This window comes from Pedobacter chinensis, assembly GCF_003339865.1.
In the GTDB taxonomy this organism is placed as follows: domain Bacteria; phylum Bacteroidota; class Bacteroidia; order Sphingobacteriales; family Sphingobacteriaceae; genus Pedobacter; species Pedobacter chinensis.
The window spans coordinates 1-15,261 of record NZ_QPKV01000001.1; the positions used below are offsets into that span (position 1 = coordinate 1).

At 40.6% G+C, this 15,261-nt stretch carries 20 protein-coding genes and 1 pseudogene; 18 read left to right on the top strand and 3 right to left on the bottom strand.

The features are described from left to right. A pseudogene (locus DU508_RS24410) lies at nucleotides 1–176 on the top strand (IS256 family transposase); the annotation flags it as partial. Between the two features lie 35 nt (nucleotides 177–211). Here DU508_RS24410 and DU508_RS00010 read toward each other — a convergent pair. Further along, entirely contained in the window at nucleotides 212–526 is a 315-nt protein-coding gene (locus DU508_RS00010) for a hypothetical protein (protein WP_115400802.1), read from the bottom strand. Between the two features lie 400 nt (nucleotides 527–926). Between DU508_RS00010 and DU508_RS00020 the strand changes: the two genes are divergently transcribed. The 13 genes from DU508_RS00020 (at nucleotide 927) to DU508_RS00080 (ending at nucleotide 8,232) form a co-directional block, all read left to right on the top strand. Next, the gene (locus DU508_RS00020; protein ID WP_147273570.1) at nucleotides 927–1,289 is read left to right on the top strand and encodes a hypothetical protein; all 363 of its coding nucleotides are present in this window, start codon (nucleotides 927–929) and stop codon (nucleotides 1,287–1,289) included. Continuing rightward, nucleotides 1,286–2,335: a polymorphic toxin type 47 domain-containing protein gene (locus DU508_RS00025; protein ID WP_115400805.1), complete on the top strand. Its 1,050-nt coding sequence runs from the start codon at nucleotides 1,286–1,288 to the stop codon at nucleotides 2,333–2,335. The genes DU508_RS00020 and DU508_RS00025 overlap by 4 nt, the downstream gene beginning before the upstream one ends. Nucleotides 2,336–2,337: 2 nt before the next feature. Next, nucleotides 2,338–2,784, top strand: a complete 447-nt coding sequence (locus DU508_RS00030; RefSeq protein WP_115400806.1) for a hypothetical protein — start codon at nucleotides 2,338–2,340, stop codon at nucleotides 2,782–2,784. 236 nt (nucleotides 2,785–3,020) lie between these two features. After that, nucleotides 3,021–3,224 (top strand): hypothetical protein, encoded by a 204-nt coding sequence (locus tag DU508_RS00035; RefSeq protein WP_115400807.1) that lies wholly within the window; start codon nucleotides 3,021–3,023, stop codon nucleotides 3,222–3,224. 6 nt (nucleotides 3,225–3,230) lie between these two features. Continuing rightward, complete coding sequence (locus tag DU508_RS00040) at nucleotides 3,231–3,911, top strand: hypothetical protein (protein ID WP_115400808.1); 681 nt, start codon at nucleotides 3,231–3,233, stop codon at nucleotides 3,909–3,911. Between the two features lie 134 nt (nucleotides 3,912–4,045). Beyond that, complete coding sequence (locus DU508_RS00045; RefSeq protein WP_115400809.1) at nucleotides 4,046–4,633, top strand: hypothetical protein; 588 nt, start codon at nucleotides 4,046–4,048, stop codon at nucleotides 4,631–4,633. Further along, nucleotides 4,609–5,583, top strand: a complete 975-nt coding sequence (locus DU508_RS00050; protein WP_115400810.1) for an RHS repeat domain-containing protein — start codon at nucleotides 4,609–4,611, stop codon at nucleotides 5,581–5,583. Before DU508_RS00045 ends, DU508_RS00050 begins: the two co-directional genes overlap by 25 nt. A 5-nt stretch (nucleotides 5,584–5,588) precedes the next feature. Further along, nucleotides 5,589–5,936, top strand: a complete 348-nt coding sequence (locus DU508_RS00055) for a hypothetical protein (RefSeq protein ID WP_115400811.1) — start codon at nucleotides 5,589–5,591, stop codon at nucleotides 5,934–5,936. A 7-nt stretch (nucleotides 5,937–5,943) separates the two neighbouring features. Then, a complete protein-coding gene (locus DU508_RS00060) occupies nucleotides 5,944–6,240 on the top strand; it encodes an endonuclease toxin domain-containing protein (RefSeq protein ID WP_115400812.1) in 297 nt (98 codons plus the stop codon). Nucleotides 6,241–6,248: 8 nt separating this feature from the next. Further along, a complete protein-coding gene (locus tag DU508_RS00065) occupies nucleotides 6,249–6,680 on the top strand; it encodes a hypothetical protein (RefSeq protein WP_115400813.1) in 432 nt (143 codons plus the stop codon). 154 nt (nucleotides 6,681–6,834) lie between these two features. Beyond that, on the top strand, nucleotides 6,835–7,014 hold the full coding sequence (locus DU508_RS23690; protein WP_147273571.1) for a hypothetical protein: 180 nt from the start codon (nucleotides 6,835–6,837) through the stop codon (nucleotides 7,012–7,014). Between the two features lie 17 nt (nucleotides 7,015–7,031). Further along, entirely contained in the window at nucleotides 7,032–7,886 is an 855-nt protein-coding gene (locus DU508_RS00075; protein ID WP_147273572.1) for a hypothetical protein, read from the top strand. A 4-nt stretch (nucleotides 7,887–7,890) separates the two neighbouring features. Then, nucleotides 7,891–8,232, top strand: a complete 342-nt coding sequence (locus tag DU508_RS00080) for a hypothetical protein (RefSeq protein ID WP_115400816.1) — start codon at nucleotides 7,891–7,893, stop codon at nucleotides 8,230–8,232. Between the two features lie 192 nt (nucleotides 8,233–8,424). Here DU508_RS00080 and DU508_RS00085 read toward each other — a convergent pair whose 3' ends face one another. Further along, nucleotides 8,425–8,715, bottom strand: a complete 291-nt coding sequence (locus DU508_RS00085) for a hypothetical protein (protein WP_115400817.1) — start codon at nucleotides 8,713–8,715, stop codon at nucleotides 8,425–8,427. 166 nt (nucleotides 8,716–8,881) lie between these two features. On the opposite strand from DU508_RS00085, the gene DU508_RS00090 reads away from it, so the two are divergent. Continuing rightward, complete coding sequence (locus DU508_RS00090) at nucleotides 8,882–9,892, top strand: PorP/SprF family type IX secretion system membrane protein (RefSeq protein WP_115400818.1); 1,011 nt, start codon at nucleotides 8,882–8,884, stop codon at nucleotides 9,890–9,892. Here DU508_RS00090 and DU508_RS00095 read toward each other — a convergent pair whose 3' ends face one another. Next, complete coding sequence (locus tag DU508_RS00095; RefSeq protein ID WP_115400819.1) at nucleotides 9,893–11,917, bottom strand: PKD domain-containing protein; 2,025 nt, start codon at nucleotides 11,915–11,917, stop codon at nucleotides 9,893–9,895. A gap of 489 nt (nucleotides 11,918–12,406) precedes the next feature. Here DU508_RS00095 and DU508_RS00100 point away from each other — a divergent pair, with 489 nt between their 5' ends. The 3 genes from DU508_RS00100 to DU508_RS24230 all read left to right on the top strand — a co-directional run bounded on the left by DU508_RS00100 (nucleotide 12,407) and on the right by DU508_RS24230 (nucleotide 14,894). After that, the gene (locus DU508_RS00100) at nucleotides 12,407–13,351 is read left to right on the top strand and encodes a hypothetical protein (protein ID WP_147273573.1); all 945 of its coding nucleotides are present in this window, start codon (nucleotides 12,407–12,409) and stop codon (nucleotides 13,349–13,351) included. 17 nt (nucleotides 13,352–13,368) lie between these two features. Beyond that, nucleotides 13,369–14,097: a hypothetical protein gene (locus DU508_RS00105; protein ID WP_115400821.1), complete on the top strand. Its 729-nt coding sequence runs from the start codon at nucleotides 13,369–13,371 to the stop codon at nucleotides 14,095–14,097. 146 nt (nucleotides 14,098–14,243) lie between these two features. Continuing rightward, a complete protein-coding gene (locus tag DU508_RS24230; RefSeq protein ID WP_199562620.1) occupies nucleotides 14,244–14,894 on the top strand; it encodes a hypothetical protein in 651 nt (216 codons plus the stop codon). The last annotated feature ends 367 nt before the right edge of the window (nucleotides 14,895–15,261 follow it).

A 15,261-nucleotide genomic window follows, 5' to 3' on the forward strand; every position in this document is an offset into this window, starting at 1 on the left:
GGAAAGTCACCAAAACCAAGGGTGCATTCACATCAGATATGGCTTTGCTGAAACTGATCTATCTGGCGCAAAAGAACATCAGTCAGAAATGGACAATGCCGCTGAGCAATTGGGCTACAACTGCTCAGAAACTTGCCATTTGGTTTCCTGATAGAATGATATTAGATTTGAATTGATTTTTTTGAGAAGCATTATTTTAGATTGACACAGTTTATTTTACAAAGCCTTTTCTTTTAAGTCTTACATAGCTTTGAGCGGCAGCATTGCTTATCATACTATAGGGCTGGTTCTGTCCAACAATGTTATCGATTATAGGTAATGCCTTTTTGTACTCAATCAAACCTAGAGCCTTAATCATTTCGTGCTGGGTCTCCCATGTTTTGGGGCTTTTGGATTCCTTTAAATAAGCCGTTAATAGGCATTCCCCCAAGCTCGTCGTTTTATTAATACCTATTTTCTTTGCCGCTTTTCTTCTTTCAGCTGATTTTCCAGATGAAATAATCAGTTTCATTTGATCTATGGTCATATCAAGGAAATCTTAGCGTATATGAAATATGCTCCCTGTCGATAACGCTCATCACGGCCATGCTTAGGTAATCAAGGAAAACCTCCAATGCACTGACAATCTTTTTGGACACTTCTACATAGTGCAAGGCTTCGTTGCGCCCATACTTGCCTATGATCTTCCTGGATACGCCAGCTATCCTAGCCAAATCGGCATGAAAGTTTTTTTTGAGCTTACGCAATGCTATAATCTTGCATCCTATATTCATAAGAGTTTACAAAAGCGCATTAAAAACCTCGCTTTTGCCCAAAAATAGGGAAGAAAAGTGTATAAATAAAATGATAGTTCTCTTCCAGTATTTGATAAAAACATAATCCCCTTTCTAGCTGTGCTTACTGTACATTGGAATAGACACAAGCGGATGCTTGCTTCATATAGTTGTAACGTCGCATTACGGGGTTTAGTGTTCTGCTTTGCTGTTACGTCGCACAACAGCCTTGCGGTTTACGACAATGCGAACAACAAGAGCAACTGGCGTGAGCAGCAATTGTATGGCAGTGGCCGTTTGGGAATGTGGCGGCCAAACCTTAACTTGGCAGTGGCCAATGGCAGTTCGGTATGGAACAGTTACGGGCTGAAGTTCTTTGAGTTGAGCAACCACCTGGGCAATGTGATGGCGGTGATCAATGACAACCGCACACAAACCGGCAGCACTTACGAGCCGATTGTGGTAAATGCCAACGATTATTCACGGTTTTTTTATTGTTTTCATAGGTGTTCATGAGCTCGGCGGAGCCTCGGTTACTACGCCTTTGGCGGGCAGATGCCATCGAGAAGCTACAGTCTGAACAATGCGGCCTATCGTATGGTTTTAATGGCAAGGAGAATGACAATGAGGTAAAAAAGGATGCCAATGGCAATGATATTGTAGGTGGACAGCAGGACTACGGGATGAGGATTTATGATCCAAGAGTGGGGAGGTTTTTGAGTGTTGACCCGATAACCAAACAGTACCCAGAGTTGACGCCTTACCAGTTTGCAAGTAATACGCCCATTGAAAGTACTGATTTAGATGGGTTGGAACGAAAAAGTAGCAAGGATAACACGCTTAAAGATGGAGTAGGTACAGCTGTAATAGTAAAAGGTTCCGAAAACGTAACGAAACAGCTAGCGAAACAAGCATTTGAAGGTGCTGTTAAAAATGGTGGAACGCAAGCAGTAAAAAATGTTACAGTTGGAGAAGTTACAGGGGGTGCTCTTGCTTTTGTAGGGAGAGCAATTAGTTTAACACTTACATTGGTTTTTTCGTCGTTGGATGCTGGTAAAGGAAGCGATAGACCATATCAGAAAATTACCAATGACCCAACAAAATTATCTGATTTTGATATACAACAAATTAAGGATAGAATTAATCGCTCGGAGGCAACTCCACAAGACCTAATATATAAAAGTAAAATTGATAGCCGCTTAGGGCAAGGAAGTGCACCAGGTTTAGAGAAGTTAAAGTATGATTTAGGAAATCAAGACGCAGATCTAAGAGGTAGTGGAATAAACTTTTTAGATGCATTAAAATACGCCTTTGAAAAAACAGGAGTAGATAGAAACGATTTTACGGTTACTAAATGGGGAACCAATCAATATGGGAAGTCTATTCCTGTTGAATATACAGGAAAAGGAGGTGCGGAGGTTAGTATTGATTTTGGTCATGAAAATAATGGACCTGATAAGCCGCATGTGGGATGGAAAACGCCTGGTAAAGGTAAAGACAAGAAGGTAGGCCATATAATAGTAGATTACGTGCCTGCGGGTAGAACAGATAAAAAGCCCTAATTATGGAAAATTTACGAAATCATAGTAATGAATTTCTAGATGTACTTAAACTTTTAGATAAAAAGTTTGTTCAGCTTTCTGAAAAAGATAAGAATATTCTTATAGAAAAAGTATTGCAGAATAACTCTACCAGAAAAAAATATGTATATCCTTTATGGGAAAATATGCTGGATTTTAGTTCAATAAAATGTGAGTATGGATGGGAGAAATTAGAAAAAATGTTTATGGCAAAAGAAGCTGTGCTTTTTTTTGAGTTAGAAGATGATAAAAATATGTTTTTTTTTGAAGATGGTTCAGTTCTAACGGAGATTTTAGAAAATTGCTATTCATTTGTTTTTTATGTTACAAATATGAGAGGTAATTTTTTAATTGCCTACAATGATCACGATTATTTAATAGGATCAGGTAAAGCTAAGAAGTGGATAGAAGATTTAAGATCTCATCACTAGAATAAGTCCCCATCTAGTCGTAGCGTCCCGCTACGACTTTTTTAGTGTTCTGCTTTCGCTGTTACATCGGGGCAATGTTCCTTAGCTTTGCCGCTTTGATGAAGACATCAATGGCGACAAATACGTGGCTCTTGGTATCGCTGTCGGGTTCCTGTATGGCCCTGGGCTTTTAAGGGGGCTCGTTGTCCATCTGGTCATGTTGGACGGCCAGCGGTTCAAAGAGGATTTCAGCTACGATGGCAACGGGAATTAAATGGGTGGGTGGTAAGCATCTCTCTGAATATAAAGGATCTACTTGGAAACCTGAAAATGATTTTGCAGATTTTAAACCTGACACCCAATCGGGTGCAGCAACTTTCAATAGAGAAATTAAGTCAGGGAAATTGCCAGCAAATACTGAAAGATTACCATATAGCACAACTACAGGCAAATTAAAGTAATAATATATGGAACAAGAAGCTAGTGTATGGGATTTAATCGAATTAGATTTATTTGAAAAAGCGTGTTTAAGGGCAGATAAAGAATTTCTTGAAAAGAATAGTTTAACTAGTTTGAGAAATAAAGTTTACGCTTTGTTTAATTTAGAAAAATACGAAGATGCTGTTAAGCTTGAAAGCGACATTATAAGTATAGATAATGAATCAGCAAGTGATTTTGTTTTTATGGGGATTGCATTATGGAACTTAAGTAGAGAAAACGAAGCTATAAAAACTTGGGAAGAAGCAGAAAAAGTACCTTATCAAGATGCTTCGGGTGGTTTAGATGTCTTATTTTTATTATATTTTGCATCTATTCAATCTGGAAACAAAAAATTTCAGATTGAAATATTAAAACGTATAAAGAAAAAGGTAAAGAATAAATCAAATATTAATTGGCCTGAGCCAATTGCTCATTATTTGTTAGACGAAATGAATGAGGACGAATTGTTAAATTATATTTCTAACGTCCCAATTTTAAGAGAAAGACAATTATGTCAAATGGATTTTGTGATTGGCGTTAAATATTTGGAGAAAAAAGATAAATACGGCTACTTGAAAAAGCTTAAAGATTGTATAAGTTATGGCTCAAATTCATACTTACAAAAATTTTTATATCTAGCCAAAAGTGAACTGAAAAAAAATGAATAACCCCTCTCCATCTAGTCGTAGCGTCCCGCTACGACTTTTTTAGTGTTCTGCTTTCGCTGTTACGTCGTGGCAATGTTTTTTGCCTTGCAGCATGCGAATGGCGGCGAACGGCCACACTGAACGATGCGGCGGGCGTGACCAATGGCACCGATGTGGGCAGCAGCAGCTATGCCTATGATGAGATCGGCAACCTGAAGAGCGATGCTGCCGGGGGCATCAGCAACATCGACTGGACGGTTTACGGAAAGATCAAACAGGTGACGAAGAGCAGCGGCAACATTGTCCATGCCTACGATGCCTCGGGGAACCGTGTGAGCAAGACGGCCAGTGGGTTGAAGACCTGGTACGTGCGCGATGCGCAGGGCAACAGCCTGGCGGTTTATGACAATGCGAACAACAAGAGCAACTGGCGTGAGCAGCAATTGTATGGCAGTGGCCGTTTGGGAATGTGGCGGCCAAACCTTAACTTGGCAGTGGCCAATGGCAGTTCGGTATGGAACAGTTACGGGCTGAAGTTCTTTGAGTTGAGCAACCATCTGGGCAATGTGATGGCGGTGATCAGTGACAACCGTGTGCAAACCAGTAGCACTTACGAGCCGGTTGTGGTGAACGCCAACGATTATTCACGTTTTTTTATTGTTTTCATAGGTGTTCATGAGCTCGGCGGAGCCTCGGTTACTACGCCTTTGGCGGGCAGATGCCATCGAGAAGCTACAGCCTGAACAATGCGACCTACCGTTATGGTTTTAATGGCAAGGAGAACGACAATGAGGTAAAGGGCGCCGGCAACCAGCAAGACTACGGGATGAGGATTTATGACGGGAGGATAGGGAGGTTTTTGAGTGTTGACCCGATTACCGCTAGTTATCCCGAACTTACGCCCTACCAGTTTGCGAGCAACAGGCCTATTGATGGGGTCGATTTGGATGGCTTGGAATGGGCTTTTAATGCTTATGCCAATGGAGTAGCTAGCCGTCGAGATGCTGCTTTGAAAAAGGGAGATTACAAGGAAGCTGAGAAAATTGTAAATTCAGCTAATGCTGCATCTATGACGGCGATAATGGTTCTTGATGCGATATATACAAGAGGGCGCATAACACAAGCTATAGCTGGATCACAGTTTTTTAGTGCATTCGATCATAATCAGGCTAAAACAGCGGAAGGTAGAGCTGCGCAGAACAAAGAGTCTTGGAATAATATAGGGCAGGCCCTTTTTATGTTTGCTGGAAACAAGGTCTTGGAAAAAGCAGGTTCTCTGATATCGCAAATTCCAATTGTTAAAAACATCCAAGCAAGATTAGTAAGTTCTGATGATGTAAATGCTAGCTTCAATCAAAAAGGTTGGCAATCTCCCTATAAAAGCAACGTTACATTGGCAGAGCTCAATCTTACAGACGATGTGTCTGGTTTAGTAAGGTTGTCAGGCCCAAAAAATGCAAAAGGCGATTGGTTTACAACGATGGATGAGATTAAAGGTTTATCCCCTGCCCAGTTAAAAGATAAATTTGCATTGAAACATACTCCAACCTCTATGACGCCTGTAACAATAAAAGGTAACGTGAGAGTTGGGGAAGCTGCTAAAGTAGAAGGTTTTGGCAATGGGGGTGGTTTTCAAATCGAAACTTTACCTGGGAGTCAAGTTAAATATGGTAAAACAGTTGACTTAAAATAAAATTAATGAAATCAATAAGTACACTTTATTATAATCAAAATAAAGTAATTATAAATGGATATGATAACATCATAGCCCCTGCTAAAATTATACAATGTCTTGTTATTGATGATAGGTTTATCATTCTGTTGTTAGATGAGAAAGGAATGTTCTCAAAGACAAATGTTCATTGCTATAATATTGATGGATTATTACAATGGGCTATAGGAGAACTGGACTTTGTTAATGCAAGATATTATACGTCAATTTATGTGCTAAGTGACCTTTTTCTGTATGCATATAATATTTGTGGCGTCGAGGTAAAGTTAAATTATCAAACTGGGGAAGTGTTGCGTACAGAACATATTAAGTAAGATTAATATGATAGCACACCACCTGGGCAACGTGTTGGCCACTATTTCCGACAACCGCCTTGCCAACCCCGACGGGAGTTACAGTGCCGATGTGTTGACTGCAAATGACTATTACGCCTTTGGTAGCGAGATGCCTGACCGAAAGTTGTGGGATGGGGTAACTATTAAGCCTAATGAAGTAACGGGTAGGGCATTAGATTTAGTTATCCCGAAAGGGGCTACCAAAGCACAAGAAGGCGTTATCAAATCTATGACCGAATACGGGAAGTCTCAGGGGGTAAATGTAAATGTTAAAGTTTTTTAGTAAATATTATGTATAAATCAACAGCATATCTTTTCAAGGAGTATGTTTATATTCATTCATCTAATGAAACAACTGCGGGTGTGTGGCTTATGTCCGAGCCTGTTTATAAGGTAGAAAAAAACGATATAGAATTAATAGGTGTTAAAATAAAGGAAGCGCTAAGTTCTTCTAAAACAGGCATTCCCCATCCCACCAATTTTAAAGGGTTAACAGACCCCTTATTAAATCAGGCAAATGTTAAATCGTATAATACATTTGCAAAAAATGCCCTATGTATTAGTATTAATTCAGATGGTCAATTTATTAGACTAATTCCAAGAGTAAACAATGGTCCAAAAGGAGGGTATACAGCCATCGAAGAGCAGGCTGAAAAACTAGAGAACCCTGATCCGAAAGAATTAGGGGAAATGATATTGAAAGTATTCGGTTACTGTAAATAAATTAGCACAGGCCACCTTTTTGGTGGCTCCATCTAGTCGTAGTGTCCCGCTACGACTTTTTAGTGTTCTGCTTTCGCTGTTACATCGTGGCAATGTTTTTTGCCTTGCAGCATGCGAATGGCGGCGAACGGCCACACTGAACGATGCGGCGGGCGTGACCAATGGCACCGATGTGGGCAGCAGCAGCTATGCCTATGATGAGATCGGCAACCTGAAGAGCGATGCTGCCGAGGGCATCAGCAACATCGACTGGACGGTTTACGGCAAGATCGAACAGGTGACGAAGAGCAGCGGCAACATTGTCCATGCCTACGATGCCTCGGGAGCCGTGTGAGCAAAACGGCGGGCGGGTTGAAGACCTGGTATGTGCGCGATGCGCAGGGAAACAGCCTGGCGGTTTACGACAATGCGAACAACAAGAGCAACTGGCGTGAGCAGCAATTGTATGGCAGTGGCCGTTTGGGAATGTGGCGGCCAAACCTTAACTTGGCAGTGGCCAATGGCAGTTCGGTATGGAACAGTTACGGGCTGAAGTTCTTTGAGTTGAGCAACCACCTGGGCAATGTGATGGCGGTGATCAATGACATTGTTTACAAAGGAAAGGGCTATGGCAAACTATATGATACTGCAAAAGGTGCAGCAGTGGGAGCTTATAACTGGACAACCAAAACAACTTGGAAACAAAAAGGAGAGGATTTAAAGAAAGCAGGAACGAACCCTCATACTTATGAAGCAGCTGCCGCAGTGCTTCTTACCCATAAGTTAGGTAAAATGACAGGCCCGCTAATCGCAGATGATGTGACTTTGGCTGTTAAGGATTTTGAAAGTGGTGGAACTAAATTAGTATCTTCTGAAATGCTCGCAAAATATCCGAACAGCAAGACTTTTGGATTAGCTAATGAAATTTTCGTAGCTCCTACAAATGAGGTAAATAGTTTATTTTCCCAAGGCTTGACTAGAAGTGAGATTGCCGCCAAATTAGGAATAAAAGATCCTTTATTTTTGCAAGGGGACTTGATAAGAGTTGATGTTAAGCCTGATATGTTAAAAAACCTTGGTTTAAGGCCGACGACAGGTGGAGAAATTGGAGCTAATGCAGCTTTTGTGCCGGGGGGAAAAACTATTGGTGGTATCACAGAAGGGGTGGTAGATGGTATTCCAAAACAGGCACCAGGAGTAACAGTAAATAAGGTTAAAAATTACTAAAGTAATGACATTAGGAGAAAAGTACATTTTACAATGTAGACAAAATACATTAGATGGAATCACACCGTCTAATCCAGGAAAATATAAAATGAAGGAATATAAAGACTTAATTTCTATTGGAAAATCATATATAGATGAAAAAAGCTTAACTGAATTTGCTGACTTTTTCCAAGGAGATCAATATTTTATAGAATTATGGACGGCTCATATAATAATTGAATATGGAAAGCCTGATATAAAGTTAAAAGAGCAATGTATTGAAATTATTAAAAAATACTCGAACAATCCTTTAGATATAAAGGTCTCGAAAGAAGAAAAAGAATGGTTAAAAAAGCATTCTAGCTGATGGCCCCACCTAGTCTTAGCGTCCGCTAAGACTTTTTTTGTGCCCAACTGGCGTGAACAGCAATTGTATGGCAGTGGCCGTTTGGGAATGTGGCGGCCAAACCTCCGACTAATGAAGTTAACGCATTATTATCCAGTGAAGCGACAAGACAACAAATAGCTTCAAAATTAGGAATAGAGGATCCATTATTTTTTAAAGATGACTTGATAAAGGTTGATATACACCGAGTGCATTGAAAAAATTAAATCTTGAAACTGGAGCAAAGTTATATCGTTTAGGGACTAGTGAGGCGGCTGAAGCACAATTCTCCATCTGTTCATATTGGCCGGCCAGCGGTTCAAAGAGGATTTCAGCTACGATGGCAACGGGAACATCCTGGTCTTGCAGCGCAACGGCCAGAACGGCAACCTGATGGACAACCTGGGTTATGGCCACGCTGTGACTTTGACAGCACCCTGCAGGTTTAAAAATAAATTTAATCATTTTGAAAATTAGAGCACTTGTTATTCAGAATTTGCAATTTCGAACTTATAAGTTTCGTCAGTCATTTTACCATTTTGATGTGTTGAAACGGATGCTTCGTCAAACCAGTTTCTTTTTGTCAGCCAAATTGAAGATTTTAGATTGATTTAATATGGCTGATTAGTAAATGAAAAGGCTTTTGTTTTTAACGGCGTTGTTATATAGTGTCATGAGTCTTTCTGCACAGCAGCGGCCACAGTATACTCAATACTTAGCCAATAGTTATCTGTTGAATCCGGCTATCAGTGGCATTGAAAATTATACCGATGTAAAGATTGGCTACAGGCAACAATGGGCAGGATTACAGGATGCGCCAAAAACATCGTTTATATCTGCACATTGGGCACTTGGAGACGAGTACCTATGGCCGAATGCGTTATCATTCGAGGGTGCAGGGAACGATCCCCGTTCCAGAAGCTATACCCAAAACTATACGGCCTCGCCGGCACACCACGGCATTGGCATTATAGCAGTGTCTGATAAGGCTGGCCAGTTATCAAACATAGGCTTTAATGTAAGCTATGCTTACCATTTACAGTTAAACTATAGCCTTAACCTTTCATTCGGTGTTGCAGGAGGTTTTAATCGCATTGGTATCAATATCAATGCGCTTCTGCTTGAAAATCCTCTTGACCCTGCTCTGAGCAATGCCGCCAACGCAAGGTTGTATCCTGATTTATCCATTGGCACCTGGCTTTATGGAGCCAGTTTTTTTACAGGACTTTCCGTTCAACAGGTTTTACCGCAGAAGATGAGCTTTTCTGCTGATGAGCGCTACAATACCGGGAAACAGGTTGCGCATATTTTCCTGAATAGTGGGTATAAGTTTTACTTATCTGAAGATTTGAACGTTACACCGTCCCTGTTATTCAAATATGTAGATAATTTACCTTTATCAATGGATATTAATGCGAAAATGGGATTCAGAGATCGTATGTGGTTAGGAGCGGGGTACAGAAAGCGCGATGCTTTAATCGTGATGGCAGGCTTCAACATCAATCATCTTTTAAATTTTACTTATAGTTATGATTTCACGGCTTCTGCTTTGAATCAGGTAAGCAGGGGCAGCCACGAGGTTGTGCTCGGACTGTTACTGAACAATGTTTACAAAGTAGCTTGCCCACAGCGGTTATGGTAATTACCTGATCAAGGTAATTGAGCCATTATAACGAACCTCTTTGTTAAAAAGGTCAACTCCATCCAGCACATAATAATATGCACCAACGGGTGCGGGATTATTGCGCCACCTGCCATCCCATGAGTTAAAGATGTTGGTGGTTAGGAAAACTTCGTCACCATAGCGGTTGAATATTTTAAAGCTAAAACGCTTTAAATTGGTCACATTGATGTTCAGATGGTCATTGATCCCATCTCCATTCGGGGAAAAAGAATTTGGGATCAGCGGCTCAGTGCCATTCAGCAACACCAGATTACGCACAGTAAAAGAATCGGCGCAGCCGTTTCTGGTAAAGGCACGAAGTTGGATCTGGTAGGTGCCGGGTTTCTCATAAATATGTGTCGGTTGATATTCAGTTGAGGTCAGGCCATCTCCAAAATCCCATTCAAACCGGTCGGCATGAAGTGAACGGTTTAGAAAGGTAACGGGAGTGGGTGCTGCAAACTTTCCGGGAATGGCTGGATCCGTTTGAAAGTTCGCCACCGGATTTTTAACAATTGCAGGAATATGAACAACAGCTGCATCACTGATGCAATCGCCAACTTTTACGCTGACTGTATAATCTCCTGATTGTGTCAGACTGTTTATAGGAATGCTCAACGTAGCTGTACCCGCACTGAAACCTGCCGGACCAGTCCATAAATATGTGGCATCTGGAATCTCAGGAACACTGAGTTCAAGGTTGCTGCCCAAACAGAAACTGGTTCCGTTACTGGAAATAACAGGCTGATCGGGCTTTAATGCAACATAGAAAGATTGACTGCTGACCGTCCGGCAACCCCGTGAGGAGATGGCTTCGAGCGTAACCGTTTTCATTCCGGCAGTAGTATAAGTAAGTTCAAAAGGCCCAGTTGTATTGGCATTTGCCATACTGGCGCCGGTTCCAAAGCTCCAGTTCAAACTATTATAATTGTTTGCCTCAGTTGTAAATATGAATTTCTGGCTGCTCATGCAGGCGTTCTCTGTTTTCATGATGATGGTGGATTTTGGCCCAAGAAATTCTCCCCGGCCATCAAAGGCGATACTAAATCCGTTATTGCCATTGGAAAAGTTATCGATGAGCAAGGCATACTGGTGGCCCTCAATCATCTCAATCTCTTTGACAAAGCCGTCCTGGTTTGGTAAGCAACCACCCTGTTCAGTTACATCAACAGAAGTGCTGTTCATCCCTGTTAAATAATACCTGGGATTGCAGTTTACCCCGCTTCCCGCTGCACAGCGGATTGCATTGGTGGCAGATGGTGTAATCAGATTTCCACCAGGGCCAAGATCGAACAATACCCAATCAATATCATCAGTAGTGGACGTTGGCATAATGGTAAAACCAAGGTTGCCGTTATTGGCTGCAACCCAGGTGTACCAGGCACTGTTGGATTCTGTACTTAAACACGTTCCGGCGGCTTCGCGGTTATTTTGCCCGGCTCCGCTGATGCTGAGTTCGGTAAAGCTGTCTTTGTTACAAAGAAGCGCGGCAGAAGAAAAATCCTGTCCTGGTTTTTTTGGCGGATTATAACTATTCAGGCATAGTTTAAAGGTTCCGGTAGCTTCATTTTCAGCACTGATACGAAGATAATAGGTTTCGCCGATTGTGAGCCCACCTTTATAAGCCGTTGTGATGTTATGTGACGATGTCATTGAGCCAATTTGTTCGGTAAGGATATTATCCTTATAAGTGTAAAATGCGGCGAGCGGGTCAATCAGTGTGTTATTGTTCTCTGGTGATTTACCTGTTACAGTTGCCATGACATCTGTACCTATCGCAGTAAAGCTGTACCAAACATCTTTTCCCTCACTGCCCCAGAAGGATCCTTTCTTGTAACCACTAGGCGTTGCATTGACATTAACAAATTCAGCGTCGGCAGAGCAATATACAAGCGCACTTTTAATTGGCATTGCATGTTTGATATCATCATTCGGGGGAATCTGTGCCTTTGCATTCTGAAAAAAGATATACAGCGTTAAAAATAAAAAGAATCTCGTGGACATGATTGGATTTTAAGCGTTAGAGGTAAAAATATGGATTATAAAATAATTGGGCAATAGCTGATGCCTCAATGCAAAGCTGATTTTGCACATTGTGGTTTTTGATGGTAAAAATGCATGACTTTTTTCGTTAACCAGATTTTGGAGATTATTTAATACCGAAGAAATGAACTGACTTTTAGAAAGTATGCTCTATAAGATTCATCATTCAAAAAGGCTTATTCGTCAATCAAATAACCAACTACATCAAAAAGGCTTTGCCCATTCTACTACAAGAAATATCTTTACTATAGGCTGCGGCAACAAGCGAATTAAAAACGTGACTAAAGAAGTATAAAAATATGGAATATAAAAAATGCCTGATGTTGGTTTGGTATTCATTGTATCATGTATTTCTTTGAGCGCACAGCGCAATAGCTTTCCTGTAAAAACATCCAAAAAAGATAAAAATAGCTTCTAATAATAAAATGGGTTGAGTTTAAAGAAATTAAAATGAAAAATATCAATATACATCAGGCCTTATTTGCTGTGGTATTCCTCTCTTGTTCGATTCTCTGCTGCAATGTTTTCGGGCAATCGGAGGCGATGATCCCATCTTCAAACCGCTCCACAACCTCGTTGGAGAAAAATTTGCTCTTTTATGCCGATCAACGGTTTTCTGTTACTCAGCAAGGAAGTGTTTCTTTACCAGTCAGTTCTCTTTTTGACGGGAATTTTTCCCCGGTTTACTCCGATCCCGTTAATGAGGCGAATCCTTATGTGTTATTAATTGAGGGATTACCTCGTATCCATACCCAGGCAGGCGTATGGATTGGTTGGACCACACGTTACTGGTGGCCCACAAAATTCAAAATAGAAATTTTTAACACGTACGAAAATGCGAATGCATGGGTGACAATCGCTAATGTTCAAAATCACGATAGCGGAAGTTATATTCTGCCATTTTCCGGCGTAGAAGTCAGCAAGATCAGGTTGACTGTATACAGGGCTGCTGGTGAGAACAATCGTTTGGGGCTATCTGAGTTTTATTTCATACATCCGGAGGCCGCATCGGCCTACGACAATTTATTGGTGCGCTACTCAGGAGAGGGGAATGTGGGAATAGGCACATCCACGCCGAATGAAAAGCTATCTGTTAACGGCAGGATCCGGGCAAAGGAAATCAAAGTTGAAACCGCCAATTTTCCGGATTATGTTTTTGAAGAAGACTATCAGCTTTCATCATTGGCCGACCTGGAAAAATATATTCAAACCCATAAACATTTACCAGAGATCCCCACTGCAAAACAAGTGGAAACAGAAGGTTTAGCCATTGGAGAGATGAACAAGTTGTTGCTTAAAAAAGTAGAGGAGCTGACGTTGTACCTGATCAGGCAGGAAAAGAAACTGGATGATGCCATTGGAGAGATCGAAAATTTAAAAAGCAAAATGAAATAAACCCTGACCAAAAACAAATGAAAACCATAAAGTTACTCGTTCCACAGCTATTGTTGATCACGGCTGTTTCTGCACAAACCAATACATTTCCCAGTAGTGGCAATGCAGGCATAGGAATCCTTGCACCCCAGGCAAACTTGGATTTTTTTAGGATTTATGATGCCAACCAGACCAAAGTGATGAAAATGTTTTACCATGGATCGTGGGGATATTCATCCTATGCAAGCAGCTTTAGATTTTTAGATATTGAAAGTACTGAAGGAGGAAAAATACTGCAATTAAGTGGCTATGGCATGGGCATAGGCTATGATCCTCCTGCTTATAGTTCTCCAGATAAACTATACATTAACGGCAATGTGGGGATAGGGACAACAGCACCCACGGAAAAACTGGCGGTGAATGGAAAAATACGGGCAAAAGAAATAAAGGTGGAAACTTCCAACTGGCCTGATTATGTTTTTGAGGAAGGTTATGATGTTGGAAAGTTGGAAGAGTTGGAAAGTTATATTAAAAAGTACAAACACCTACCAGGGATGCCATCAGCGAAAGCGGTTGAAAGTGAAGGTGTTGAACTTGGGGAAATGAATAAACTCCTGGTTGAAAAAATAGAAGAACTCACTTTGCATATAATAGAGATAAAGAAAGAAAATGAGCAGGTAAAAAGTCGTTTGTACCTATTGGAAAGAAAAAATCCTGAAAAGATTAAATACTTCAAAGCAAAAACTGAATCACATAAACTAAAATGAATCCAACCCATGGGCGCTCATAGAATAATTACTCCACCGATCACAATGGAAACGGCCATGGTCGAAAAAAGAAACTTTGATAACGCGAACAAGAGATATACTGGAATTGAAAAGTGAAAAAATAAATTAAAATCACAGTAATAGGGATGAAACACAAAAAAACATTTATTTTATTAGGAATGATCCTTCACGGCTTTAGTATTGTAAACGCACAGAACAATAGTTTTCCTGTAACCGGAAATCCCTGGATTTATGATTATTCACCAGGCATTGTCTTGAAGCGAAACACCAGTGAAGGAGGTTTCACGCAAGGGATTCAAACTAAACTTGCCGATGGAACTGACAATTGGTATTTCGGGGCATTGCATGATCAACATTTCGTGGTAAGCAAAGGCGACTATCTGGGAATAAAATTTTTAGTCGACAAATCAGGAAATGTTGGGATTGGAACCTTGGCACCAACAGAAAAGCTTTCAGTAAAGGGAAAAATCAGGGCGCAGGAAGTTAAAGTGGAAGCCTCCAACTGGCCTGATTATGTGTTTGAGGAAGGTTATAAGGCTGAAACGTTGAAAGAGTTGGAAAGTTATATTAAAGAAAATAAACATCTTCCTGAAATACCCTCAGCAAAAGAAATGGAGGAAAACGGGATTGAGTTAGGAGAGATGAACAAGCTGCTGCTTAAAAAGATAGAAGAGCTGACCCTGCATCTTATTGAGAAGGACAAGGAAATTACTGCCTTAAAGCAAATGGAGCAAAGGCTTGCTGCATTGGAAAGAACCATAACAAAGAAAAAATAACATTGTGGTCAGCATCTTTCCTGCCTATATTCATATTATTTAAGGTTCTTAAACAAGTTCAGGATGACGATTGTTCAGGTGTGGTGTCTCAATGTTACGCTTAACCACGGGCAATCAGTCTTGGAGAGAGTGAGTAACACTGAAAGCATAAGGGAATGGGAAGAAGGGCCAAATGGAAAGCAGTACCAGATATTAAATCCATCATTCGTCAGAGGAATTAATAATGGATTACTTTTTTATCAAAACTTATGAAGCCATACGTATGTATTGAAAAATTAAGTATCTATATCCATAAAATACTTTCTTAAGTTTATTTCAGCACTGAAAATTAACAAGTGCCAATAACTTAACTATAAAATCATAATGG